25 protein-coding genes and 1 tRNA gene are annotated in these 22,899 nt (G+C 59.3%); 14 read left to right on the plus strand and 12 right to left on the minus strand.

The genetic code is table 11. The features are described from left to right. Window positions 1-36: 36 nt before the first annotated feature. Both AC1DNW_RS07865 and AC1DNW_RS07870 read right to left on the minus strand, forming a co-directional pair. Window positions 37-1,773 carry a site-specific integrase gene (locus AC1DNW_RS07865; RefSeq protein ID WP_477852377.1) on the minus strand — a complete coding sequence of 579 codons (1,737 nt, stop codon included), beginning with the start codon at window positions 1,771-1,773 and terminating at the stop codon, window positions 37-39. 109 nt (window positions 1,774-1,882) lie between these two features. Further along, window positions 1,883-1,958 (minus strand) — tRNA-Ile (locus tag AC1DNW_RS07870). Window positions 1,959-2,149: 191 nt separating this feature from the next. Between AC1DNW_RS07870 and AC1DNW_RS07875 the strand changes: the two genes are divergently transcribed. After that, window positions 2,150-2,518 carry a response regulator gene (locus AC1DNW_RS07875; RefSeq protein ID WP_113300033.1) on the plus strand — a complete coding sequence of 123 codons (369 nt, stop codon included), beginning with the start codon at window positions 2,150-2,152 and terminating at the stop codon, window positions 2,516-2,518. Here AC1DNW_RS07875 and AC1DNW_RS07880 read toward each other — a convergent pair. The 4 genes from AC1DNW_RS07880 to AC1DNW_RS07895 all read right to left on the minus strand — a co-directional run bounded on the left by AC1DNW_RS07880 (window position 2,490) and on the right by AC1DNW_RS07895 (window position 4,635). Then, complete coding sequence (locus tag AC1DNW_RS07880; protein WP_477852379.1) at window positions 2,490-2,729, minus strand: DUF2934 domain-containing protein; 240 nt, start codon at window positions 2,727-2,729, stop codon at window positions 2,490-2,492. The two genes, AC1DNW_RS07875 and AC1DNW_RS07880, sit on opposite strands and share 29 nt — an antisense overlap. Before the next feature lie 142 nt (window positions 2,730-2,871). Then, window positions 2,872-3,063, minus strand: coding sequence for a hypothetical protein (locus AC1DNW_RS07885; RefSeq protein WP_007824152.1), 192 nt, complete (start codon window positions 3,061-3,063; stop codon window positions 2,872-2,874). Next, window positions 3,060-3,725, minus strand: a complete 666-nt coding sequence (locus AC1DNW_RS07890; RefSeq protein WP_113308028.1) for an acyl-homoserine-lactone synthase — start codon at window positions 3,723-3,725, stop codon at window positions 3,060-3,062. Before AC1DNW_RS07890 ends, AC1DNW_RS07885 begins: the two co-directional genes overlap by 4 nt. 184 nt (window positions 3,726-3,909) lie before the next feature. After that, window positions 3,910-4,635: a LuxR family transcriptional regulator gene (locus tag AC1DNW_RS07895; protein ID WP_477852380.1), complete on the minus strand. Its 726-nt coding sequence runs from the start codon at window positions 4,633-4,635 to the stop codon at window positions 3,910-3,912. Window positions 4,636-4,761: 126 nt separating this feature from the next. On the opposite strand from AC1DNW_RS07895, the gene AC1DNW_RS07900 reads away from it, so the two are divergent. Then, the gene (locus AC1DNW_RS07900; protein ID WP_113300036.1) at window positions 4,762-4,947 is read left to right on the plus strand and encodes a hypothetical protein; all 186 of its coding nucleotides are present in this window, start codon (window positions 4,762-4,764) and stop codon (window positions 4,945-4,947) included. Window positions 4,948-5,036: 89 nt separating this feature from the next. On the opposite strand, the gene AC1DNW_RS07905 is transcribed toward AC1DNW_RS07900, so the two are convergent. Then, entirely contained in the window at window positions 5,037-5,219 is a 183-nt protein-coding gene (locus tag AC1DNW_RS07905) for a hypothetical protein (protein ID WP_115034361.1), read from the minus strand. Between the two features lie 385 nt (window positions 5,220-5,604). Between AC1DNW_RS07905 and AC1DNW_RS07910 the strand changes: the two genes are divergently transcribed. Further along, window positions 5,605-7,536: a DUF5054 domain-containing protein gene (locus AC1DNW_RS07910; protein ID WP_113308029.1), complete on the plus strand. Its 1,932-nt coding sequence runs from the start codon at window positions 5,605-5,607 to the stop codon at window positions 7,534-7,536. An 8-nt stretch (window positions 7,537-7,544) separates the two neighbouring features. Here AC1DNW_RS07910 and AC1DNW_RS07915 read toward each other — a convergent pair whose 3' ends face one another. From AC1DNW_RS07915 to AC1DNW_RS07925, 3 genes are all read right to left on the minus strand, one after another. Further along, window positions 7,545-7,793: a DUF2934 domain-containing protein gene (locus AC1DNW_RS07915; RefSeq protein ID WP_113300039.1), complete on the minus strand. Its 249-nt coding sequence runs from the start codon at window positions 7,791-7,793 to the stop codon at window positions 7,545-7,547. 223 nt (window positions 7,794-8,016) lie between these two features. Further along, complete coding sequence (locus AC1DNW_RS07920) at window positions 8,017-8,232, minus strand: hypothetical protein (RefSeq protein WP_477831987.1); 216 nt, start codon at window positions 8,230-8,232, stop codon at window positions 8,017-8,019. Window positions 8,233-8,241: 9 nt separating this feature from the next. Next, window positions 8,242-8,448: a hypothetical protein gene (locus AC1DNW_RS07925; RefSeq protein WP_477852382.1), complete on the minus strand. Its 207-nt coding sequence runs from the start codon at window positions 8,446-8,448 to the stop codon at window positions 8,242-8,244. Window positions 8,449-8,768: 320 nt separating this feature from the next. Between AC1DNW_RS07925 and AC1DNW_RS07930 the strand changes: the two genes are divergently transcribed. Further along, window positions 8,769-9,152, plus strand: coding sequence for a BRA0787 family protein (locus tag AC1DNW_RS07930; protein WP_477852383.1), 384 nt, complete (start codon window positions 8,769-8,771; stop codon window positions 9,150-9,152). A 96-nt stretch (window positions 9,153-9,248) separates the two neighbouring features. Continuing rightward, window positions 9,249-9,656: a DUF4174 domain-containing protein gene (locus AC1DNW_RS07935; RefSeq protein WP_113308093.1), complete on the plus strand. Its 408-nt coding sequence runs from the start codon at window positions 9,249-9,251 to the stop codon at window positions 9,654-9,656. Window positions 9,657-9,660: 4 nt separating this feature from the next. Here AC1DNW_RS07935 and AC1DNW_RS07940 read toward each other — a convergent pair whose 3' ends face one another. Continuing rightward, window positions 9,661-10,371, minus strand: a complete 711-nt coding sequence (locus AC1DNW_RS07940; protein ID WP_477852386.1) for a GntR family transcriptional regulator — start codon at window positions 10,369-10,371, stop codon at window positions 9,661-9,663. 266 nt (window positions 10,372-10,637) lie between these two features. Here AC1DNW_RS07940 and AC1DNW_RS07945 point away from each other — a divergent pair, with 266 nt between their 5' ends. From AC1DNW_RS07945 to AC1DNW_RS07980, 8 genes are all read left to right on the plus strand, one after another. After that, window positions 10,638-11,726, plus strand: a complete 1,089-nt coding sequence (locus AC1DNW_RS07945; protein ID WP_113308031.1) for an ABC transporter ATP-binding protein — start codon at window positions 10,638-10,640, stop codon at window positions 11,724-11,726. Between the two features lie 29 nt (window positions 11,727-11,755). Then, complete coding sequence (locus tag AC1DNW_RS07950) at window positions 11,756-13,054, plus strand: ABC transporter substrate-binding protein (RefSeq protein WP_113300044.1); 1,299 nt, start codon at window positions 11,756-11,758, stop codon at window positions 13,052-13,054. A gap of 156 nt (window positions 13,055-13,210) precedes the next feature. Further along, window positions 13,211-14,122, plus strand: coding sequence for an ABC transporter permease (locus AC1DNW_RS07955; RefSeq protein ID WP_113300045.1), 912 nt, complete (start codon window positions 13,211-13,213; stop codon window positions 14,120-14,122). 1 nt (window position 14,123) lies between these two features. After that, a complete protein-coding gene (locus AC1DNW_RS07960) occupies window positions 14,124-14,945 on the plus strand; it encodes an ABC transporter permease (protein WP_113308033.1) in 822 nt (273 codons plus the stop codon). Between the two features lies 1 nt (window position 14,946). Then, window positions 14,947-15,690: an aspartate/glutamate racemase family protein gene (locus tag AC1DNW_RS07965; RefSeq protein ID WP_113308034.1), complete on the plus strand. Its 744-nt coding sequence runs from the start codon at window positions 14,947-14,949 to the stop codon at window positions 15,688-15,690. A gap of 2 nt (window positions 15,691-15,692) precedes the next feature. Continuing rightward, window positions 15,693-16,304 carry a flavin reductase family protein gene (locus AC1DNW_RS07970; RefSeq protein WP_113300048.1) on the plus strand — a complete coding sequence of 204 codons (612 nt, stop codon included), beginning with the start codon at window positions 15,693-15,695 and terminating at the stop codon, window positions 16,302-16,304. 90 nt (window positions 16,305-16,394) lie between these two features. Further along, window positions 16,395-16,883, plus strand: coding sequence for a heme-degrading domain-containing protein (locus AC1DNW_RS07975; RefSeq protein ID WP_113308035.1), 489 nt, complete (start codon window positions 16,395-16,397; stop codon window positions 16,881-16,883). A gap of 120 nt (window positions 16,884-17,003) precedes the next feature. Next, on the plus strand, window positions 17,004-17,627 hold the full coding sequence (locus AC1DNW_RS07980; RefSeq protein WP_113308036.1) for a DUF2799 domain-containing protein: 624 nt from the start codon (window positions 17,004-17,006) through the stop codon (window positions 17,625-17,627). A gap of 9 nt (window positions 17,628-17,636) precedes the next feature. Here AC1DNW_RS07980 and AC1DNW_RS07985 read toward each other — a convergent pair whose 3' ends face one another. Continuing rightward, window positions 17,637-18,881 (minus strand): AGE family epimerase/isomerase, encoded by a 1,245-nt coding sequence (locus tag AC1DNW_RS07985; RefSeq protein WP_113308037.1) that lies wholly within the window; start codon window positions 18,879-18,881, stop codon window positions 17,637-17,639. A 173-nt stretch (window positions 18,882-19,054) separates the two neighbouring features. On the opposite strand from AC1DNW_RS07985, the gene metH reads away from it, so the two are divergent. Then, window positions 19,055-22,828: a methionine synthase gene (gene metH, locus AC1DNW_RS07990; protein ID WP_477852388.1), complete on the plus strand. Its 3,774-nt coding sequence runs from the start codon at window positions 19,055-19,057 to the stop codon at window positions 22,826-22,828. Window positions 22,829-22,899 lie beyond the last annotated feature (71 nt).

The raw sequence follows: 22,899 nt of genomic DNA on the forward strand, positions 1-22,899 counted from the left end.
TCAGTTGGCGGCTGATACTCAAGATGATTGAGATCGCTACCTAGAATGATGCCAATTGATCAGTGGACTGAAATCAATGTCCCTTGGCGCAGGAATCGACATGATCTTCTCAACTTCCTCCGGTTCAAGGGATTCAAAACCATAATCGTCCGCCACTGATCTCATCGCATGACCACACTGTTTGTCACAGAGGAAATTGCCAGCATGGATGCGAATCCAGGATTTGGAGTTGTGTCGTAGCGAGTGGAAAACCTGTCTTTGCGGAACATGGATGCCCAGCGCGATCATCCAGTTGCCCATTTGTTTCTGGGCAGCGTCGGCGGGGTCTTTGGCTGCATGGTAGTGCGGAAAGATGAAGCCACCACGCCCACGCTGTCTCTTCGCAAAATCGATGAAGCCGCATTCCCGAAGCAATGGATGTATTGCCACGATCCTTCTTGACGTCTTCGTCTTCAATGGTCTGGCGATTGACTTTCCACTGATGGTCAATGGCAATCGAAGGTCAAAAACCTCATTCCCGGCAATTGTTACGATATCGGACGATTGCAAGTAGACAAGTTCCGAAAGTCGCATTCCTGTTAGATATGCGACCAGAGGAAGCCACGCCTTGTGAGGCTTCTTCATGACCTCCGGCCTAATACAATCGCTGAACCAAGTATTTAGTGAGGAAGTCGGCAGTCCTTCGCGATCAATAGCGGCAGTAGCCGCCGCTGGCATGGTCACATTGAAGGAGCGCATGTCGCGGGCCCCGTCCACGCCAGCGGTCGCTTTTTCCCAAATCAACTTTATTTGGCCTACGTGTTCTTTGACCGTCGTCTCGGATAGGTGCTTTACGCGTCTCTCCTCCGGAAGCTTGTTATTCTCCTCAACTACTTGCTTGAGGCCCAGACCCTTAAATGCAGGATGCTTGCTCCTGTTGGTCGGAACTTTACCCATGAAGGTCGCAAAATCCTGCAAATGGAGAGGTAGATAATACCGGAGCGGATGGTCGCCAATCACTTCCAGAAACGCTCCAAAGGTCGCCTCAAGACGCTCCTCGTATCTTGTCCTGTCGGGGTTTCCAACATCCCGGGCCGCGCGCCGCATATCAAGGACAACGCGACCAGCCACGCCGAACCTCGTTTCAAGAGTGAATGCTCGGGGGTCGGAGACCGGTCCGCAATCGTCGGAAACGCTGTCCAATGGCCTCGGAGTCGATGCTGGAAGAGGAGGCCTTCTCCTGACGGTTACCGTAGCCGTCTGCGTCGGCTCAACCGTAACGGCGTTCTGCTGCCTGTCGAGCGATCCAAGAGTACGCACGACAGACTGGAAGGTCTCCCGTTCCGATTCCCAAGCGATTGAATCCTTGGAAAGCGCCTCTGCGATGGATTCGAGCCTCTTCCGAAAATCGGCGATGCCCGCCTTTTCGATAGACAACCGATGAGCTTTTTCTCGGAGGGTTCGAGCGTAGCTTTCCGCCCCTTCAGATTCGAGTTCGTCCGCTTCCTGATGCGCTTTTACGACGAGAGCACCCAAAGGGAAACTCTTGCGCTTGAGGTTTTGCAACTCGGCGTTCAGAGCACGCAGACTGTGAACAAGGGTTTCTCTGGTCATGGTCGGATCGTCCATCATTCTCATGGCCGCACCCGACAAAATAATCGCCCGTTTCCGTGCCGCAGCGGCGGTAAGTGGCCCCAAATTCAGGCGGATGGGTGATTTCCCAAATTGAGATTCGACGCTAGCGGGAATTCTTTGCTGATACGTAAATCCGCTCTCGCGTTTCCATAGATACATTTCGCGCCTCTCGAACTGGCTCGAAATGTGTACTCAGCGGTGTATTTCGCCGTGTACGGTGGAAAATCCCCTGGAAAATTATCGTTCAAAATCAACGCCTTAAAGCGATTGGTGGGCCCGGAGGGACTCGAACCCCCAACCAAGCGGTTATGAGCCGCCGGCTCTAACCATTGAGCTACAGGCCCGGCACCCATGGTGCGGTCAGCCGGGGCAATGGTACCCGCAGCTTTTGTCCGCTTAACGCAAATCCGGGATAGTCACAAGCCATGAGCGCAAGCATCTGTGGACGACGTATATTTCCGGTTTGCCTCTGGAACCTTGGCGCGCGGGCTACATTTACTGCAATCAGGCTAGATCTGAAGAGGGCAATCGCAGAATGGTGGCTTCCCAGGGTGCCGTGGTGCTCATCGTCGAAGATGAGCCGCTGATCAGGTTCAATATTCTGGATGTGCTTGAAGAAGTGGGGCATGTGGCGCTCGAGGCGGGGAACGCGGATGAGGCAATGGTGCTTCTGAAAACCCGCAACGATGTCGATGTCCTCTTCACCGACGTCAACATGGCCGGTTCGATGGATGGCATTCAGCTTGCCAAGCGGGTGAGGGCAATGCGGCCGAATATCGGCATCATCATCACCTCGGGAATGGTGCGCCTCGACCCCATGTCGCTGCCGGCCAACACGGCTTTCCTGCCGAAACCCTATCAGCACGAGGCCTTGATCACGACGATTGCTTCCATGATCCGATAGCACCCTGAAGGCTCAGGGCTCGCCGGTGACGGCGGCGGGGTGGGAACGCCCGTTGTCTGTTGCGGCTTCGGTTCTTCGATCTGTTTGCGAGCTTGTTCGCTGGCCTCGGTGTCTCGTCGCCGCGCAGTTCGGCTTCGGCATCGGTCCAATGGCGCAAATCTTCGCCTTCCTTCCTGCTTTCTTCCCAGATTGCATAGGCGCGCACGCGCACGCGGTCCTCGTTCCGGTCCGTGATGTGCCTCGCGTGGCTTTTCGAATACCGATAAAACCGGCTGGGGATCGGATATTTGAACGGCGCAGCCGAACCTGAAGGGGAGGTCTGCTTCAGGCCCGGCCGCTGCCTCTGGAAACCGTCAATTATAGCTGCTCTTCAGCAGATCGTTTTCCTGATGCGCCTTCTTCTCATAGATCGTGAAGAGAGCCATCGAGAGCAGATAGGAGAGGAAGGGATCTCCCATCTGCGTGGCGATATCGCGGGATGCGAGGATATGTCGTTCCAACGCGCCGATATCTTTTTGCACGGTGGTTTCGCTCAAGCGGTTCATGCTGCCATCTCCAGGAATTGGGTCACGACGGAACGCGTCGGGACATAGCGGGTATAGAGGGGGGTATCGATGCCGAGGGATGCACGCATCCTGTCCTGCACACGCTCGGAAACTTCGAAGGCGCCGCAGCAGACCGGATATTTGCCGTAGCCATCGGCGCGGCCGAGTTCGTCAACCTCGGCGCCGGCACGTTTGTAGACGCGCTTCAGATGCGGTTCGTAGTTGGAGATCATGGTGTGAATGCCGTGATCGAGGGCGCATTCGCAGAGCGCAAGCAGGAGCATGGAGAAGGCGCGGCCGGCATCGACATCGGGAAAATCGGCGGATATCGCCTCTTCGTCGATGCACATGCGGGTGCCTTCCCAGATGCCKGGCGCGACAAGATTGGCTGCCTGCGGGAAGGTTGCGCGGAAGACGTCGTAAAGGAGGGTCGGTCCGGTCGTCGGCATCAGGCGCATGCCGCCGTAAAGGCGGGTGCGGGTTTCGTTGCACCAGACGAGATAGGCCGGGCAGAGCGAGTCGTAGCTGTCGCGCTCGAAGGGGCCGATTACCGGAACGTTCCAGCCAAGGGTGTCTGCGAAGACTTTCTTGCGCAGGCGGAACATCTGGTCGAGTATGAAAGCGTATTTCTGATACTCATGTGCCTGAATGATAACGAACATTTTTCCCTCCAGCGTGTTGGGTTCGTGAGGGCAGAATGGTTCAGGAAGACGGGCTCGGAAATTCCCACATATGGGTGCCCACAGATGGACCCCCGCATATGTGGGGGTMGCATGKACGATGGACATCAACAGGTTGTACCCGGTCTTGCCGGGCGCAACTCTTAAGGCCGAATTTTGGGGCAGGTCAGGGATTGATGATGCGCAACTGCACGGCCCGCGACGCAGCTGCGGAAATGGTGGCGCAGCCGAGCTTGAAGCGGGCGGTTTTCAGATAATCGCGGGTCGTGTGCTCGGAAATGCCCAGGATGACGGCGATGTCCTTGTAGTCCTTGCCGAGCGCGGTCCAATGCAGGCATTCGATTTCGCGCGGAGAAAGTGCCGGCACCGGGTCGTTCTCGCCGTGAAGCTCGTAGATGGCCTTCCGATGAACCATATGAGCGATCTCGATCCACTCATTGCGATAGAGCTTGACCATAGCGGTCCAATCATCGAGCGGAATGCGGGCATTGATCGACAGCAGCGCCCGGCGCTGCGCCTTGTCGGCAACGGGGATCGAGTAGCCGTTGCCGCCGATCCCGTGCTTCTGGGCGTCGACCAGCATGGCATAGGCTTCCGGTGTCGGCTCCACCTCGCTCCAGTCGAAGGGCAGTTGGCGCTCGAAGCCCTGTTTGACGATCGGATCGACCTTTACATAGCTGTTGAGCAGATAGCGCGACACCCAGGCATCCGGATAGGTAGTGCGCACGAAAGGGGCGTCGATCTTTGCCGCAATGGTCTGAGCCAGGTGATAGGTGACGTAGTCTACGGCGTACTCCGCCTGGAAAATGCGGATGGAAGTATCGACATTGGCTGCAGCCTTGATCTGTTCKAAAACGGATTCGAACTTTTGCGAATAGCTATTTTCCGTCATCGTGCCGCCTGCCTCAAACCGTTCAATCCTACCGCGAGGAATGTCAAAAATACAAGGTATCCCCACATATGCGGGGAATGACTTTTCCAGACCCGTCTGTTAGCGCCTTTTTCGGGGAGGCTCCAGATGGACAGCAAGAGAACTTTCGACATCGCCGAATGCCATCAGGCAGCCAAAGGGCTGAAATCCAGCTGGCAGGACATGGCTGGCTCCGAGGCGTTGATCCGCGCGCTCGTCGCCGAACGCAATGGCGATACGTTGCTTGCCTTGTTCTGGACAGAGGTTCACCGGACGCTCTGCGAAGAGAAATAATCGCTCCTTTACAGTTAAATCAGTCACGAAATCATCTTCGATGAACCGTCACTGGTCGCCCGATGGGCGCGACCATTTTGGGGTCGGTTTCACCATGGGATAATCGGCTGCCCTGACATCGAGGATGCCGAGATCGATGATGCAGTCCTCGCCTTGTCATAGCTCATCGTCGCGTCAACGCGTGTGGTGCCCGAAGGAATACCGGAGGGCACGTAGAAACAGGGATCGTTCGCCTGATCGGAATGCGTGGCATGGACGGTGAATTCGGTCATGGAGCGGCCATCGGCGAAGGTTCGGATACGTCGTGTAAAGCAGCAAGATGACAGGCATATCGCGAACGTATCTCACCGGCCATCAGAGCAGATGGCATATGAACACGTCTTCACATTTGTCGCCAGTTAATTGGGGTCACGCACCACAGGCAAGGTATGTGAAGCCTGACCCAGCAAAATATCCAGCATATTCCAGCATATCGCCCAAATATGCTTGACGGATCGTTAGCGCGGAGCGCAAAGGTGCTTGTGGAAACGGTTACACAAGTGCCGCTGTATAATATTGGGAGGGATGGCCGGTATTGCGTGTTGAACACACAGCGCCTTGCGCTGAGACCGCGTAAAAGCCGCTCGATAGCGGCAAGACCGGCCCAATGGAATGCAAATGACCGAAAAGCGCGTGCATCTGGTCTTCAAGACCCATCTCGACATCGGCTTTACGGACCATGCCGAAAAAGTCCGTCGTCAATATCATGAACGCTTCATCCCGCAGGCGATCGAGACCGGTGCGCATTTTTATGCCGAAAACCCTGAAGAGCCGAAGTTCATCTGGACAACAGGCGCGTGGCTGATCTGGGATCATCTGAATTCACGATCGCCTGCCGAGGTCGCGGCCCTGGAGCAGGCGATCGAACGCGGGCTCATCCGGTGGCACGGGCTGCCTTTCACCACCCATACGGAGCTGATGTCGCCTGATCTGTTCCGTGCCGGTCTTTCCTATTCGCAGGAGCTCGACCGCCGTTTCGGCAAAAAGACGATTGCGGCGAAGATGACCGACGTTCCCGGCCATACGCTCGGCATGGTGCCCTTGCTGGCCGAGGCCGGCTTCCGCTTCCTGCATCTCGGGGTCAACACGGCTTCGCCGACGCCTGAGGTGCCTGACGTTTTCCGCTGGCGCGCGCCTGACGGCGCTGAAGTCGTCGTCATGTATCAGCGCTCCTATGGCGAGACCTATTTCCCCGAAGGTTTCGATGACGGGCTGAGCTTTGCCCACACGCAGGACAATATCGGTCCGCAGAGCGTGCCGCAGACGGCGGAAGCCTATCGCGACTTGCGTCGTCTCGAGCCTGGGGCGATCCTCCGCGCGGCGACGCTGGAGGATTATGGCGCGATCCTCTGGGAGGAGCGGGAGCGTTTTCCGGTGCTGGAGCTGGAGCTTGGCGACAGCTGGATCCATGGCAGCGCCACCGATCCCTTGAAGACGGCGAAGTTCCTGGCCCTGCAACGGCTCTATGACCGCTTTGCCGGCGAGGGGCTCAATGCGCGCAGGCTCGCCTTCGGCCGCGGGCTCGCCATGGTGGCGGAGCACACGTGCGGAGTGGATATCAAATCCTATCTACGCGACGACAAGGCCTGGGCAAAAGCCGATTTCAACGCCGCGCGCAAAACCGATTACCGTTTCGCCTATACCGAGGCGTCATGGGACGAGCAGCGCGGCTATATCGATCAGGCCGTCGCCGAACTCGATGCCAAAGATCAGCATGAGGCGCAGGCMGTGCTTTCAGAGCTTTTCGCGCCCGCGCTCGTCGGCAGCGCGAGCCGCGACACCCGCCTGAGCGCCGGCGGCTGGTCGATCGAGCTTGATGAGCTAACCGGTGATGTCACAGCGCTCACGTCACCGCGGGGGCGGCGGATGGCTGGCCGTGCTGGCTCGCTGATCGCCTATCGCTATGAGAGCTATGACGCTGCCGACGTTGCCAGGCATATGGACAGCTATCTCACTCACCGGCAGGAATGGGCGGTGCTGGATCACGACAAGCCGGGGCTTGGCCGTTCGGGCGCTGCGCTCTCGAAGGTTTTTGTGCCTCATCTCGAGAGTGCAGGCGAGGGAAGCCTGTTGCTGTCCATGGCGGCCGAAGCCGTCGAACGGTTTGGCGCTCCGCGGCAGCTAGCGATTGAATTCTCGGCCGATGGTGAGGCCTTGCAACTGCGCCTTTCGCTGCGAGACAAGGCGGCGAACCGCATGCCGGAGGCAAGTTTCCTGTCTTTTACGCCCGAGGTCGCAAAGGACTGGGCTTTCAGGAAAATGGGTCTCTGGCACCAGTCCGGAAATTTCGCCAGATCCGGTGGAGGCCAGCTTCAGGCGGTGACTGCAGTCCGTGGCGAATTCGGCGTGTCCAACGGCGCGCTCGTCGTCGCGCCCTTGGATACGCCGCTGATCGCGCCGCAGAACTGGGATTTCATGAGTTTCTGCAGGGGCCTGCCGGATTTCGAAGAGGGAATCCGCTTCAACCTGCACAATAATAAATGGGGAACCAACTTCCCGATGTGGTGGGAAGGTGATTTCTCCGCCCGTTTCCGGATCAGTTTGGAATAGCCGCGCTTTTACCCGGCCCGTGACAGCTTTTGGCGCTGGTTGCTGAAAGCGGCCGGCTTAGGTGGTTTCGGCGCTTTCGGGCGAAATTTGACGAGAACTTCGTTGCCATCCGTCGAGGCACGCGTGCGCTCCAGTCTCTCGCGTTCGGCCGTCGCCTGAAGCCAATGCTCGGAATCGCGGCCATTCGGCCTGCCCTCCGCTTCCCAGATCGCATAGGCTCGCTTGCATATCCACTCATGCCGGGAGGTGTTGCTCATCGTTTCGTCCTTCTTGCGCCGATCTTTTCCCTCGATTCCACACGATTGGCCTCCCGCCAAAGGCGGATATCTCAAGCTGATCTTGTGAATGAGCCGGCATTGCCGGCATTCCGATGGGGCGGCATGGCGTTACGCCATGCTTACCGGAAGAACGATTTCACCTGACATGTGTTCCCGACATATTCTGTGAAATTTCCTCCAGGGAGCCGCGGAGGGAGACGCATTATTCAGAGCGTGAGCGCTCGCTGTTGGCTTCGTCGTGTTTGACATTCCAGTCCTTGCGAGACTTCTGGCCGGGCGGGGTGCGATGGATGGTGGCATCATCAGAATGGGTGATGTCGCGCGGCTTGGCGCTGGAGACGCCGCTGTTGCGGCGACCCTCTTGCGAACGCGCGAACTGTCCTTCGGCGTCTTTGTGGATTTTGTCTTTGCCGCTCACGATCGTCTCCTACTCGCGCATGCTATCAGGCTGAACAGGCGGACGCCGCTTGGCGGCCATCAGCAAGTCCAGTTCGACGGAAGACGGACCGAAGCGGGTAAAGAGGCTTTCGGCCTGTTCGTTCTTGAKGCCGTATTTGGCGGCGAATTCGTGAAGACTATACGGGCGGCCACGCAGGGTGCGGCTGCGTCGTTCGGGTTGGTGAATTTGCGTCATTCTGATCTCCCCAGACTACTTGCTGAGGCACAACCAGTCAGCACGTTAAAGGTTCCAAATCCGGTCTTTCCGATGCCGTCCTACAGGCGAAATACCGGTTTAGCGTGTCTCGACAGCAAAAAAACGCCGGCAAGTCTCAATGAATTTCAATCGGTTAGAAGATGCGGTACGCAAGGCGGTCAGAAATGGCTTTATCACGCCCGTGTTACTCTATAAAATGAATCGTGTATCCGGTCCGAAGGAGGAACCGAGCTGTTGTTTCCGCGTCGATCCGGACCGGGTCTTGAGGAAGCTGGCTTAATCCATCAGAGGAGACAGACATGATGAATGCACTGCCGCCACTTCACAACGGACATGCACCGTTTACCCTGCAACAKCTCTTCCGCGAGGCGCTTTATGCCTACGAGGAATGGGACAGCGAACTGACGGAGCCGATTGTCACCCATGAAGGCAGGGTCATTCCAATCAGCTTCGTTTTCGAAGCCATGCGTGAATGCACCGATATCGTCCCTGCCAATATTGTCGGCGCCGTCACCGAACGGCTGACCAAACCCTGGGAAGGCGAGGGACCGCTGGATCAGATGACTTTCTCCACGGCGGCGCGCGTCATGCGCGTTCTGGTGCGCAAGCGCCTTCTTGCCAATGGCACGCCTGATATCGTCGCGCTTTCGACGCGCGCATCCGAAGCGGAATCCCGAGAATAGGCCTTTCAGGATCGCGGCACTGGCCGCGATCCTATTCCTTGCGGGGAACCCTGCTCATTTCCAGCCGTTGAAACAGGCAGAGAAGGAATGAGCACCATGTTGAGATCCATTTTACACGAAATCATGGGAACGGGCGTTCGCGAGGCTCATCTGCCGCGATCGCTGGAGCAGTTCCTTGGCGAAAAGAATGTCCTCATCGTCTTCGCCGATGCCGAGGACAACAGGCCGATCGTTCAGGACGAATTGCTGCGCAAGTCGCAGATGCGGCTTATCGAAGATGATATCGAGGTCTTCACGGTCGCTGGCGGCGGCGCATTCTCGCTTTTCGAGGATGGGCGGGACCTTGATGCCGACGAACTGCGCGATGAGCTTCAGGGGCCGCTCAGCGGCGAATTCGGGCTGGTGCTGATCGGTCGGGATGGCCAGGTGAAACTGCGTTCCAGCGAGCCGATGAGTGTGGAGGAGATCAGCCGCGCTGCAGCCATCGTTCCGCCGGGCCACTAACCCCTCAGAGTTCGAATGCTTCCTTGAGGCCGAGGCTCTTGCGTTCGCGCAGATCGAKATCGGCCTCGATATGGGCGATGTGGTGGAGCATCAGGTGGCAGGCGCGGTCGAGTTCCTTGTGCTCGATCGCTTCGATGATATCGCCATGTTCGGAATGGCCGCAGCTGGAGACCGTCGATTGGCCGTAGAGGGCAATCACCAGCGAGGAGCGGGCGACCAGTTCTTCCATGAAGCGCTGCATGATGGCATTGCCGGAGATGGCAGCAAGCGTCAGGTGGAAATCGCCCGAGGCCTTGATTTCGGCCCGCCTTGCGGTCTGGCCACGCTMGCTCATCAGCCGGCCCTCCTCCAAAAGCAATTGCTTGAGATGCTGGATATCAGATGGGGTGATGCGGGCTGCCGCGTCCCGCAGGATGCCGGGCTCAACCAGACGGCGGGCGGCAAAAATCTGCCGCGCTTCTTCCGGCGAGGGGTAGGCGACGAAGGCGCCGCGGTTCTTCTCGACGCTGACCAGACCTTCATAGGAAAGCGCCTGCAGGGCGGCGCGGGCGAGCGTGCGGCTGACATTGAAGAGATTGCCGACATCGCTTTCAGAYAATTTCGTGCCGGGCGACAAACGCCGCTCCACGATCGCATCCCGGATGGCATCGCGGATCTGCGAGGCGCCGATTTCTTGGGCATCACCCGGTTGCAGAGCGCTGGCGGCGGATTTCATGAAATCGGTTTCCCTAGTGTCTRCAAACCATATCCGCCTTCGTCGTAAAAGTTAAACGGAATTTGTGCGCATAATGCAGGCGAAATTGTATACGATTTTTTGCTCGAATTGAGCACGAAAGCCCATTTTGTGTGCAGTGCGAAAATGCCTGCGATTTCGCCAGGCAACATTATGTCATGAAAAATTCATGGATTGTAAGGGTTTGAAGCGCGGCCTGCGAATTGGCACGGCAGATGCATCGTCCTTCTCGAACAGGGGAAGACACGATGTCGAAAGCGGCAGAGATCGATATAGCATCCGTTTCCAAGGTCTATGGCGCGACCACGGCGGTCCATGCCATCAGCCTTAAGATCCCGGCTGGTTCCTATTGCTGCTTCCTGGGTCCATCCGGCTGCGGGAAGACCTCGACGCTGCGCATGATCGCCGGTCATGAGAGCATTTCATCAGGCGATATCCGTCTTGGCAATGTCGTCGTCACCGATTTTCCGCCGGCAAAGCGCGGGACGGCGATGATGTTCCAGTCCTATGCGCTGTTTCCGCATCTCGACCTTGTCGACAACGTTGCCTTCAGCCTGAAGATGAAGGGTGTCGACAAGGACGAGCGCCGGGCCAAAGCGCTTGATATGCTGAGGCTGATGCAGATGGAGGCCTATGCCAGCAGGCGGCCGGCACAGCTTTCCGGCGGCCAGCAGCAGCGTGTGGCTCTAGCGCGTGCCCTGATTACCGATCCGGAAGCACTGCTGCTCGACGAGCCGCTCTCTGCACTCGATCCATTCCTGAAGATCCGCATGCGGGCGGAACTGAAGAAGCTGCAGAAGACGCTCGGCATCACCTTCGTGCATGTGACCCACAGCCAGGAAGAGGCGATGGCGCTCGCCGACATCATCGTCATCATGAATGACGGGAAGATCGAGCAGGCCGCATCACCGCGACAGGTCTTCGAGAAGCCGGCGACTGCCTTCGTGGCCCGCTTCATGGGCGATCACAACGTGCTCTCCGGCCGGGTGACATCGAGCGAGAATGGCGTTGTCGTCATGCAGGTACCGGAGGGGCAGAGCTTTTCAGTCCGCGGAACGGGCAGGGAAGTTGGCGAAGCCGTCGATATCGGCATCCGCACCGACCGCGTGCGCCTTCAGGTCGCGAGCGAGTGGACGCTCGGCTTCGACGGTCTCGTCTCCAACATCGAATATCGCGGCTCCTCGGTAAAAATCACCGTTCTGGGAGCCGGCAGCGATGACTTCACCGTCATCGCAAGTGATAGCGATTACTTCGCAAAGCCGGTTTCGGTCGGCGATGCGGTGTCTTTGAGTTGGGCTCTGGAGGATGCCGTCCTCCTTGGCCGCGTGTCTGCATAACCTTCAATATCAAGAAAAGGGGAACTGCCATGACGACTGAAACGAAAAACACCAAGGCGGAAAAGGGAATTTCCCGCCGCTCGCTTCTGAAGACGGGTGCCGCTGCCGTCGGCGCAATTGCGGGTTCGGGCGCCATCACCGGCTTTCCGACCATCTGGGCGCAGTCCAACATCACGCTCCGCCAGTTCGGCACCGGCGTTTCGAACATCAATGCAATCGCCGAAAAGTGCAAAGCGGATCTCGGCATCACGCTGGAGATGACGGCGACCGATTCCGACGCCGCCGCCCAGCGCGCCGTGACGCAGCCGGACAGCTACGACATTGCCGATATCGAATACTGGATCTGCAAGAAGGTGTTCCCGACCGGCGTGTTGCAGCCGATGGACGTCAAGAAGCTCAAGTATTTCGACAAGGTCGTGCCGATCTTCACGAGCGGCAAGCTGAAGGCGGACAGCACGATCGCGCAAGGGACGGCGCCGCACACKGTCGGCTTCGTCGAGGCGCAGGATTCCAAGAAGTTCGCCAAGGAGCAGACGCAGTGGTTCACGATGATGCCGACGATCTACAATGCCGATACGCTCGGCATTCGTCCTGACCTGACCGGGCGCGAAATCACCTCCTGGGCCGACATTCTCGATCCGGCCTACAAGGGCAAGACGGCCATCATCAACGTGCCGTCGATCGGCATCATGGATGCGGCGATGATCGCCGAAGCCTCCGGCAAGATCAAATATGCCGACAAGGGCAACATGACCAAGGAAGAGATCGACAAGACGATCGACTTCCTGATCAAGACCAAGGGCGACGGCCAGTTCCGCGCTTTCTGGAAGAGCTTCGACGAGTCGGTCAACCTGATGGCATCGGGCGAAGTGGTCATCCAGTCCATGTGGTCGCCGGCCGTTGCCGCCGTCCGCGGCAAGGGCATTGCCTGCCGCTTCCAGCCGCTCAAGGAAGGCTACCGCGCCTGGGGTGGCGGTCTCGGTCTTGCCGCGCATCTCAAGGGCGCACAGCTCGATGCCGCCTACGAGTACATCAACTGGTACACGTCCGGCTGGGTCGGCGCCTACCTCAACCGCCAGGGTTACTACTCGGCCTGCCTTGAAACCGCCAAGGGATTCATGACCGCCGACGAGTGGGGCTACTGGATGGAAGGCAAGGCTGCGCAGGGCGATATCCTCTCGCCCGAAGGCAAGGTCATGGAGAAGGCCGGCTCGGTTCGCGATGGCGGCTCCTTCGAAGAGCGTATCGGCCACATCGCCTGCTGGAACTCCGTCATGGACGAGGACCGCTACATGGTTCGCCGATGGAACGAGTTCATCGCGGCTTAAGTGCTTGTGGCTTTCCCCTCCCTAACCCTCCCCACAAGGGGGAGGGAACTCGGCGAGGGTGCAGCCTGAAAACTCCCTCCCCCTTGTGGGGAGGGTTGGGGAGGGGTCTTTTTATCCCTCCCTGTTCGGACAGGACAGATTTCCGAAGGGGGAAGAATGGCCACGATCGCTTCAGAGCAGACGATACCGGCACTAGAAGCGCCCAAACGCGCCTTCAGGCTTGCGCCATCTGCGATCTCCTATCTGCAGGCCACGCCGCTGATCGCCATCCTCGGCTTCTTCTTCGTCCTGCCGATCCTGATGATCACTGTCGTCAGTTTCTGGGACTATGATTTCGCCGGCATCTATCCCGACTTCCTGACCATGAACTACACCGACACGCTGGGTTCATGGGTGACGTGGAAGACCTATCTCAACACGTTGAAATTCACCGTCATCGTCTGGGCGCTGACGCTCTTCATCGGCTTCTGGGTCGCCTATTTCCTGGCCTTCCATATCCGCAAGACCTCGACGCAGATGATCCTCTTCCTCGTCTGCACCGTGCCTTTCATGACCTCGAACATCATCCGCATGATCTCGTGGATCCCGGTGCTCGGCCGCAACGGGCTTGTCAATTCGGCGCTGGTGGAAATGGGTATCGTGCCGCAGCCGGTGGAATGGCTGCTCTATTCGGATTTCGCCGTAGTGCTTGCCATGGTGCATCTCTACACGCTCTTCATGGTGACGCCGATCTTCAACACGCTGATGCGAATCGACCGCTCGCTTTTCGAAGCGGCGCGTGATGCCGGCGCCTCCGGTTGGCAGGTGCTGTGGAACGTGGTGATCCCGCTTGCCAAGCCGGGTATAGCGATCGGCACAATCTTCGTTGTCACGCTCGTCATGGCCGATTTCTCCACCGTGCAGGTAATGTCCGGCGGGCAGAGCGCCTCCGTAGCGCTGATGATGAAGAACCAGATGTCGCTGTTGCAATATCCGGCGGCCGCCGCCAACGCCGTCGTGCTGCTGGCCGTCGTGCTGTTGATGGTCGCTGCGATCCTGCGCGTTGTCGATATTCGCAAGGAGCTCTAGGATGTATCGCGAAAAACGCTCCTTCGAATTCTACTTGCTCGCACTCTTCTTCGCCGTCTTCGTGCTCTTCCTCTACGGGCCGCTGTCTGCGATCGTCATCCTCTCGTTTCAGGGGCCGGATGGTGGCCTGACCTTCCCGCTGAATGGCGTTTCGACGCACTGGTTCTTCAATCTTTTCGAGAAGCAGGCGGTCGGTGATTTCGGCGCATCCTTCCGGCGCTCGTTCATCCTCGGCCTGATGGTGATGATCGTGACCGTCGTTGTCTCGCTCATGGCGGGCCTTGCCTTCCGCCGGCGTTTCCGCGGTTCTTCCGTGCTGTTTTATGCGACGGTCGCGAGCCTCGTCGTGCCGTCGATCATCATCTCGCTCGGCATTGGCGTCGTCTACCAGCAGGGCGGCCTGCGACCGGCCTGGTATTCCTCGGCCTTCGGAGCGCATCTGACCTGGACATTGCCTTTCGGCGTGCTGATCATGTTTGCCGTCTTCAACCGTTTCTCGCCGGCATATGAGGAGGCCGCGCGGGATCTTGGCGCGACCTCCTGGCAGACCTTCCGACATGTCGTGTTGCCGATGATCGCGCCAAGTCTGATCGGCGTCGGCCTGTTCGGCTTCACGCTTTCCTATGACGAATTCGCGCGCACGCTGATGACGTCCGGCACCTACAATACGCTGCCGCTCGAAATCTACGGCATGACCACGAACGTCACGACGCCGGTGCTCTATGCGCTCGGTACGGTCACGACGCTCTTCTCCTTCACCATCATTCTCGTCGCGCTCGGCATCATGACGATGCTCGGCCGGCGGCAGGCAAAGACAAGCTGACATGCGCATATTGATCGTCAATCCCAATACCACTGCTTCCATGACGGAGAAGGCAGCGACCGCTGCACGCGCGGTTGCCGCCGCCGGCACCGAGATCATGGTCGCGACCTCGCGCATGGGCCCTGTTTCCATCGAGGGGCATTATGACGGGGCTCTTGCCATCCCCGGCCTCTTGACGGAGCTGAAAGAGCGTCAGCAGACCGGCTATGACGCGGCAATCGTCGCGTGTTTCGATGACACCGGCCTTGATGCGGCACGCACCTTTGCCAATGTGCCGGTTCTCGGTCTCTGCGAATCCGCCGTTGCGACCGCTGGCTTTCTTGCGCAGCGCTTCACGGTCGTGACGACGCTGGAGCGCTCGCGGGTGCTGATCGACAATCTCGTGCGCCGCTATGGCATGGGCGGGCGGGCGAAGGTCAGGGCCTCTGATATTCCGGTACTGGAACTGGAAGACGCGGCATCGGGAGCGATCGGCAAGCTGAAGGCGGAAATCGAGAGGGCGCTGTCGGAAGATGGCGCAGAGGCGATCGTGCTCGGCTGCGCCGGCATGACGGATCTGGCGCGCGAACTGCAGGAGTTCTACGGCGTGCCCGTCATCGACGGCGTGGCTGCTGCCGTCAAGCAGGCGGAGGCGCTGGTATCGCTGGGGCTCTCCACCAGCAAGCGCGGCTCCTATGCCTCGCCGCTGCCGAAGTCTTTTACCGGTGCGATGAGCGGTTTTGCGCCAATTCGGGCGGTCGGCTGAACATGTCCGTTTCCTTTGATTTCACCGCGCTGACCGAGCGCGAGCGCTACAAGCTGATGATCGGCACGATCATCCCCCGACCGATCGCGCTGGTGACGACGGTGGATGAAAACGGGCGCATCAATGCCGCACCTTTCTCCTTCTTCAACTGCCTGTCGGCCGATCCGCCGATCCTCGCCATCGGAGTTGAAAACCATCCGGACATGGCCTTCAAGGATACGGGTCACAATATCCGCGTGACCGAGGTCTTTACGGTCAACATCGTCTCCTTCGCCATTGCCGAGGCCATGCATATCTGCGGCGCCAAATATCCGCGTGGTGTCGATGAGCTGAAAGAGGCGGGTCTGACGGCGATGCCTGGCGTGAAGGTTGCTTCGCCCTGGGTCGAGGAGGCGCCGGCCGCCTTCGAATGCCGCCGGCATATAACGCTCGAACTCGGCAAATCACGGCAGATCATCATGGGCGAGATCGTCTATGCGCATTACCGCGACGGGGTGGTCGACCCCGAGCGATTGCACGTGGATCCCGCCATGGTCGATGCCATTGCGCGGCTCGGTGGCGATACGTGCTCGACGGTCCGCGACCGTTTCGAGATGCTGACGCCGAAACTTTGAGCGGTGCATAGTGCCAAGTTTCTGCTTTACTTTTTCCCTTTGGGTGAGAATGGTCACTGCCGACCATCACGCTGAGAGGAGAGCCGTGCCATGTCGATCGAAGAAGATCTGATCCTTATCGCGGAACAGGAAAAGGCGCTGAGCTTCGATGCCTTCGATCTGACGACTGCATGGCAGCTCGGCAAGCTCCTGCAGGAACTTGCCACAGAGCGTGGCCTCGGCATTGCCATCGATATCACGCTGCATTCCATGCCGGTCTTCTATGCGGCGCTTCCGGGTGTGACGCCCGACAACGTTCATTGGGTCCGTCGCAAGCGCAACATGGTGTTCCGCTATTTCCGCAGCAGCTACGCTTCCGGGCTGAAGCTGCAGAAGGAGGGCAAGACGGTGGAAGATAACGGGCTTTCCGGCGCCGACTATGCGCCGCATGGCGGCAGCTTCCCGATCAACGTCAGGGGCACGGGCTGCATCGGCGCCGTCACCGTATCCGGCCTGCCGCAGCGGGACGACCACAATCTCGCGGTCGAGGCCCTGGCGCTGATGCTGGCGAAGGATCTGGATACGCTGAGGCTCGCCTGAGTGCCTCATTTTTGACAAATAAAAGCCACGAAAACTGCAAGGTCGCGATCCGTTCCCGGTGACGATTATATTTCGTGACGATAAGGTGCGCCCGGTTTTGTAACTTGCCGCCGGGACACCATGTTACGTTTGCTCTTTGCCTTTGCTGCCATTGGTTTCAGCCTCTTCCTCGCCTCCTGCAATACGCTCTCGAAAGAGGAATGCGTCGCCGCCGATTGGCGGGTGATCGGCGAATCCGACGGGGCCGCCGGCTATGAGCCGCAGGAGCGTTTTGCCGCGCACGCCAAATCCTGCGAGCGGGTGAAGATCGTGCCCGACCAGACCATCTGGTATCAGGGCTTTCAGGCAGGCCTGGTGCGCTACTGCACGCCGATGAGCGGCCTGATGCACGGGCAGGCGGGCCACGGCTACTCCAATGTCTGCCCGCCGCAGACGGCTGCAGGCTTCCTGCGAGGCTATACGCTCGGGAACCGTCAGCATTCGGTGCAATCACGGCTAAGCTCGCTGCAGAGCGATTATGGATCGAAGGAAGCCGAGATCGACGAGCTGTCGCGCAGGCTCAAGGATGCACCCGATGCAGACCGGCATGATATCCGCCGGCGGATGGACGATCTCGAAGACGATATGCGCCGCATTCGCAGAGAGCAGCGCGACGTCGAGGACGAACTCGATGACGCGAGCGCCGAGGTGCAGTGGTTCCAGCAGAACCCCAACGCAGCGCCGCCGGTCGTGCCGGGCTACTAAGTCTTCGCCTCAGAGCTTGCCGCCGGCTTCGCTAATGCCCTTGGTCAGGCTGCCCGTCGCCGGGAAAAGCGGGATGAGGCAGGCCTGCAGGGCGTGGTAGATGTCGCCCTTGCCGGGGAAGAGCGAGTGCGAGGGCACGAGGTCTTCCGTCAGTTCCTCATGCCAGCCGCCGTTCTCGTGATCGATGAAGCTGCGCTCGATCACATTCCAGATCTTGCGGTAGCTTTCCTCGTGATAATCGCTCGGCAGGTGCTCGTTCAGGAAGTGCGCGGCAGCCGCACCCTCACAGGCCGGCCACCAGAGCTTGTTGCGCTTGGCAGGCCTGTCTGCCCAGTCGAGCGTGTAAAAGAAACCGCCCTTGTCATTGTCCCAGCCGAGAGCCATGGATTGCTCGAAAAGGGCCTTGGCAGCATCCGGCATCCATTCGAGGCGTTTGCCGCCGAGTACCCAGAGCTGCAGGATGAGGCGTGTCCATTCCAGCCAGTGGCCGGGTGTCGTGCCGGCCGGCCGGAACATTTCGTTCGGATGGTAGTAATCCTTGTCGAGGTTCCATTCGGCGTCGAAATGCTCGGCGACGCGCCAGTCGACGGAGCCTGCCGAGCGGCGGATAACGAGATCGGTGATGCTTTCGGCCTTGGTCAGGTAGTCCCGGTCGCCGGTCGCTTCGAAGGCGGCCATCAGCGCTTCGGTGAGATGCATGTTGGAGTTCTGGCCGCGATAGGTGCCGCCATCGAGCGGCTGCCAGTCGGCGGTGAATTCTTCGGCGATAGCGCCGTGCTTGGCTTCCCAGAACTTCGTGTTCAGGACCTCGGTAATATCGGCGAGCATGCCATCGGCCAGCGGATGGCCGATCGTCTTGGCGGAGGAGGCGGCGAGAAGGACGAAGGCATGGCCGTAACCCTGCTTGTTGGAATCGACGGGACCATTGTTGTCCAGCGACCAGAAATAACCACCGTTCCTGCGGTCGCGATGACTGTTCCAGATGTAGTTCATGCCGTGATCGACGACATCGGCCGCACCCGGACGCCCGAGCAGCGCGCCGATCGAGAAGCAATGGACGGCGCGCGAGGCGATATGGATCGGCCGCACCTGGCCTTCGGCATCGAGCGGCTTGCCGGCATCGTCGAGATCGTAGAAGCCGCCCTTCGGGTTGACGGAATTATGCTGGAAGAAATCGAAGAGGCCGTTGGCCTGCGAAAGCAGCCAGCCGCGATGATAGGTGCGGGTGGACCAGTTGCCGAGTGCAGGTGCCATGATACTCCTCCGAATTCGTGCACAATGCCTTATGAAAAACGCCTATATAGGGGTCGGGCGAGTCTGTCATCCGCCAAGGCTTGTAATGGCTAAAAGCAACAGGCATATGTTGACATAAAGATATCTTTATGTGATTTGTCTTTTCCGATCTTATGACGTCAAGGAGCCTTCCCGTGTTCGACAATCTCTTTGGTCCCGATGGGGGCAAGCGTGATGGCAGTGAAGTGTTTGCGGCGCTGAGGCAAGCAGCCAGCGAACGCATCCTCGTTCTTGACGGCGCCATGGGCACGCAGATCCAGGGTCTGGGCTACGATGAAGACCATTTCCGCGGCGACCGTTTCATCGGCTGCGCCTGCCATCAGAAGGGCAATAACGACCTGCTGATCCTGTCGCAGCCGGATGCGATCGAGGAAATCCACTATAAATACGCCAAGGCCGGCGCCGATATCTTGGAAACCAATACTTTCTCCTCAACCCGCATCGCGCAGGCGGACTACGCGATGGAAGGTGAGGTTTATGCGCTGAACAAGGAAGGCGCCGAGATCGTGCGCCGGGCTGCGCAGCGCGCCGAGCGCGAGGACGGCAAGCGCCGCTTTGTTGCCGGTGCCATCGGCCCGACGAACCGCACCGCTTCGATTTCGCCCGACGTCAACAATCCGGGCTTCCGCGCCGTGACCTTCGACGATCTGCGCGATGCCTATGCCGAACAGATCGACGGCCTGATCGATGGCGGCGCCGATATCATCCTCATCGAGACGATCTTCGATACGCTGAATGCCAAGGCTGCGATCTTTGCCTGCGAGGAGCGTTTCGAGGCCAAGGGCATCCGCCTGCCTGTGATGATATCAGGTACGATCACCGACCTCTCGGGCCGCACACTGTCAGGCCAGACACCGACGGCCTTCTGGAACTCGGTGCAGCACGCCAACCCGTTCACGATCGGCCTCAACTGCGCGCTCGGCGCCAATGCGATGCGCCCGCATCTGCAGGAGCTTTCGGGCGTTGCGGATACCTTTATCTGCGCCTATCCGAATGCCGGCMTGCCGAACGAATTCGGCCAGTATGACGAGACGCCGGAACTGATGGCGGCACAGATCGATAGCTTTGCCCGCGAAGGCCTGGTCAATATCGTCGGCGGCTGCTGCGGCTCGACGCCCGAGCATATCAAGATGATTGCCGAGACGGTGGCCAAGTACAAGCCGCGGCCGATTCCCGAGCACCGGCCCTTCATGTCGCTGTCTGGCCTCGAGCCCTTCGAGCTGACCAAGGACATTCCCTTCGTCAATGTCGGCGAGCGCACCAACGTCACGGGTTCGGCCCGCTTCCGCAAGCTGATCACCAATGCCGATTTTACGGCAGCACTCGACGTCGCCCGCGACCAGGTCGAGAACGGCGCGCAGGTGATCGACATCAACATGGACGAAGGCCTGATCGATTCCGAAAAGGCGATGGTCGAGTTCCTGAACCTCATCGCTGCCGAACCGGACATTGCCCGTGTGCCCGTGATGATCGACTCGTCGAAATTCTCGATCATCGAATCCGGCCTGAAGCGGGTGCAGGGCAAGGCGATCGTCAACTCGATCTCGCTCAAGGAAGGGGAGGAGAATTTCCTCGCCCAGGCGCGCCTGGTGCACAATTATGGTGCGGCCGTGGTCGTCATGGCCTTCGATGAAACAGGGCAGGCGGACAGCTATCAGCGCAAGGTGGGCATCTGCACCCGCGCCTACAAGCTGTTGACCGAGAAGGTCGGCTTCCCGCCGGAAGATATCATCTTCGACCCGAACATCTTCGCGGTCGCGACCGGTATCGAGGAGCACAATAATTACGGCGTCGACTTCATCGAGGCGACGCGCACGATCCGCAAGACCATGCCGCTCGTCCATATCTCGGGCGGTGTGTCGAACCTCTCTTTCTCCTTCCGCGGCAATGAGCCGGTGCGCGAGGCGATGCATGCCGTATTCCTGTACCACGCCATCCAGGCGGGCATGGACATGGGTATCGTCAATGCCGGTCAGCTTGCCGTCTACGACAATATCGATCCGGAGCTGCGCGAGGCCTGCGAGGACGTGGTGCTGAACCGCCGTCCCGATGGCACCGAGCGGCTGCTCGAAGTTGCGGAGAAATTCCGTGGCGGCGCGGCACGCGAAGGCCGCGTTCAGGATCTCTCCTGGCGCGAGTGGAGCGTCGAGAAGCGCCTCGAGCACGCACTGGTCAACGGCATTACCGAATATATCGAGGCCGATACCGAGGAAGCCCGTCAGCAGGCGGCGCGCCCGCTGCACGTCATCGAAGGCCCGCTGATGGCCGGCATGAACGTGGTCGGCGATCTCTTCGGCTCGGGCAAAATGTTCCTGCCGCAGGTGGTGAAGTCCGCTCGCGTCATGAAACAGGCCGTTGCCGTTCTCCTCCCCTACATGGAAGAGGAGAAGCGCCAGAATGGTGGTGAAGAGCGCAAGTCTGCCGGCAAGATCCTGATGGCGACCGTCAAGGGCGACGTGCACGATATCGGCAAGAACATCGTCGGCGTCGTGCTCGCCTGCAACAATTACGAGATCATCGACCTCGGCGTCATGGTGCCGGCAACGAAGATCTTGGAGACGGCCGTTGCCGAGAAGGTCGATGTCATCGGTCTTTCCGGCCTCATCACGCCGTCGCTCGACGAGATGGTGCATGTGGCGGCCGAAATGGAGCGGGAGGGCTTCAATATCCCGCTGCTGATCGGCGGCGCGACGACCAGCCGTGTGCACACCGCCGTCAAGATCCATCCAGGCTACAACAAGGGTCAGACGATCTATGTGACGGATGCCAGCCGCGCTGTCGGTGTCGTCTCCGCGCTGCTTTCGCCGGAAAACCGCCAGGGTTATATCGACGACATCAGGGCCGAATATGCCAAGGTTGCTGCCGCCCATGCGCGTAGCGAGGCCGAAAAGGTGCGCCTGCCTTTGTCGCGGGCTCGCGAGAATGCGCAGAAGGTCGATTGGGCCGCCTACAAGCCGACCAGGCCTGGTTTCCTCGGCACCAAGGTGTTCGAAGATTACGATCTGGCCGAGCTTGCAAAGTACATCGACTGGACGCCGTTCTTCCAGACCTGGGAGTTGCGCGGCCGCTATCCGGCGATCCTCGAAGACGAGAAGCAGGGTGAAGCTGCGCGGGCTCTCTGGGCCGACGCCCAGGCGATGCTGAAGAAGATCATCGACGAGAAGTGGTTCCGGCCTCGTGCCGTCATCGGCTTCTGGCCGGCTGGCACCGTCGGCGATGATATCCGCCTCTTCAAGGATGAGGCCCGCAAGGAGGATCTCGCAACCTTCTACACGTTGCGCCAGCAGCTTTCCAAGCGCGATGGTCGCCCGAACGTAGCGCTTGCGGATTTCGTGGCGCCTGTCGATAGCGGTGTGCAGGATTATGTCGGCGGCTTCGTAGTGACGGCAGGCTTTGAGGAGATCGCCATTGCCGAACGCTTCGAGCGTTCGAACGACGACTATTCCTCGATCCTCGTCAAGGCGCTTGCTGACCGCTTCGCGGAAGCCTTCGCCGAACGCATGCATGAGCGCGTGCGGCGCGAATATTGGGGTTATGCCAAGGACGAGACGCTCTCTAACGAAGATCTCATCACCGAAACCTATGCCGGTATCCGCCCGGCCCCCGGCTATCCGGCACAGCCCGATCACACCGAGAAGAAAACGCTGTTTGCCCTTCTCGATGCAGAGAATGCCGCCGGCGTGAAGCTGACGGAAAGCTATGCGATGTGGCCTGGCTCGTCCGTATCCGGCATCTATATCGGCCACCCGGACTCCTATTACTTCGGCGTCGCCAAGGTGGAGCGCGATCAGGTGGAAGATTATGCCAAGCGAAAGGGCATGGGAATATCAGAGATCGAACGTTGGCTTGGGCCGGTGCTCAACTATGTGCCGCGCAAGGCGGACGAGGAGATCGAAGACGCGGCCTGAAAACCGAGTCTTCGCCGCCGGTTAGGCGCGGCAGTTTGAACGTCGATTGAGTTGACTGCAAAAGCCGGAAA

The sequence above is a fragment of the Rhizobium sp. 05L429 genome, from assembly GCF_056397645.1.

Bases quoted from the DNA above. Each gene is read 5' to 3' on its own strand.
- AC1DNW_RS07865 (WP_477852377.1), bottom strand. From the start codon at position 1,773: ATGTATCTATGGAAACGCGAGAGCGGATTTACGTATCAGCAAAGAATT.
- AC1DNW_RS07935 (WP_113308093.1), top strand. From the start codon at position 9,249: ATGTTGAGATCCATTTTACACGAAATCATGGGAACGGGCGTTCGCGAG.
- AC1DNW_RS07900 (WP_113300036.1), top strand. From the start codon at position 4,762: ATGGACAGCAAGAGAACTTTCGACATCGCCGAATGCCATCAGGCAGCC.
- AC1DNW_RS07975 (WP_113308035.1), top strand. From the start codon at position 16,395: ATGTCGATCGAAGAAGATCTGATCCTTATCGCGGAACAGGAAAAGGCG.
- AC1DNW_RS07915 (WP_113300039.1), bottom strand. From the start codon at position 7,793: ATGAGCAACACCTCCCGGCATGAGTGGATATGCAAGCGAGCCTATGCG.
- AC1DNW_RS07960 (WP_113308033.1), top strand. From the start codon at position 14,124: ATGTATCGCGAAAAACGCTCCTTCGAATTCTACTTGCTCGCACTCTTC.
- AC1DNW_RS07905 (WP_115034361.1), bottom strand. From the start codon at position 5,219: ATGACCGAATTCACCGTCCATGCCACGCATTCCGATCAGGCGAACGAT.
- AC1DNW_RS07985 (WP_113308037.1), bottom strand. From the start codon at position 18,881: ATGGCACCTGCACTCGGCAACTGGTCCACCCGCACCTATCATCGCGGC.
- AC1DNW_RS07885 (WP_007824152.1), bottom strand. From the start codon at position 3,063: ATGAACCGCTTGAGCGAAACCACCGTGCAAAAAGATATCGGCGCGTTG.
- AC1DNW_RS07955 (WP_113300045.1), top strand. From the start codon at position 13,211: ATGGCCACGATCGCTTCAGAGCAGACGATACCGGCACTAGAAGCGCCC.
- AC1DNW_RS07875 (WP_113300033.1), top strand. From the start codon at position 2,150: ATGGTGGCTTCCCAGGGTGCCGTGGTGCTCATCGTCGAAGATGAGCCG.
- AC1DNW_RS07980 (WP_113308036.1), top strand. From the start codon at position 17,004: ATGTTACGTTTGCTCTTTGCCTTTGCTGCCATTGGTTTCAGCCTCTTC.
- AC1DNW_RS07965 (WP_113308034.1), top strand. From the start codon at position 14,947: ATGCGCATATTGATCGTCAATCCCAATACCACTGCTTCCATGACGGAG.
- AC1DNW_RS07945 (WP_113308031.1), top strand. From the start codon at position 10,638: ATGTCGAAAGCGGCAGAGATCGATATAGCATCCGTTTCCAAGGTCTAT.
- AC1DNW_RS07970 (WP_113300048.1), top strand. From the start codon at position 15,693: ATGTCCGTTTCCTTTGATTTCACCGCGCTGACCGAGCGCGAGCGCTAC.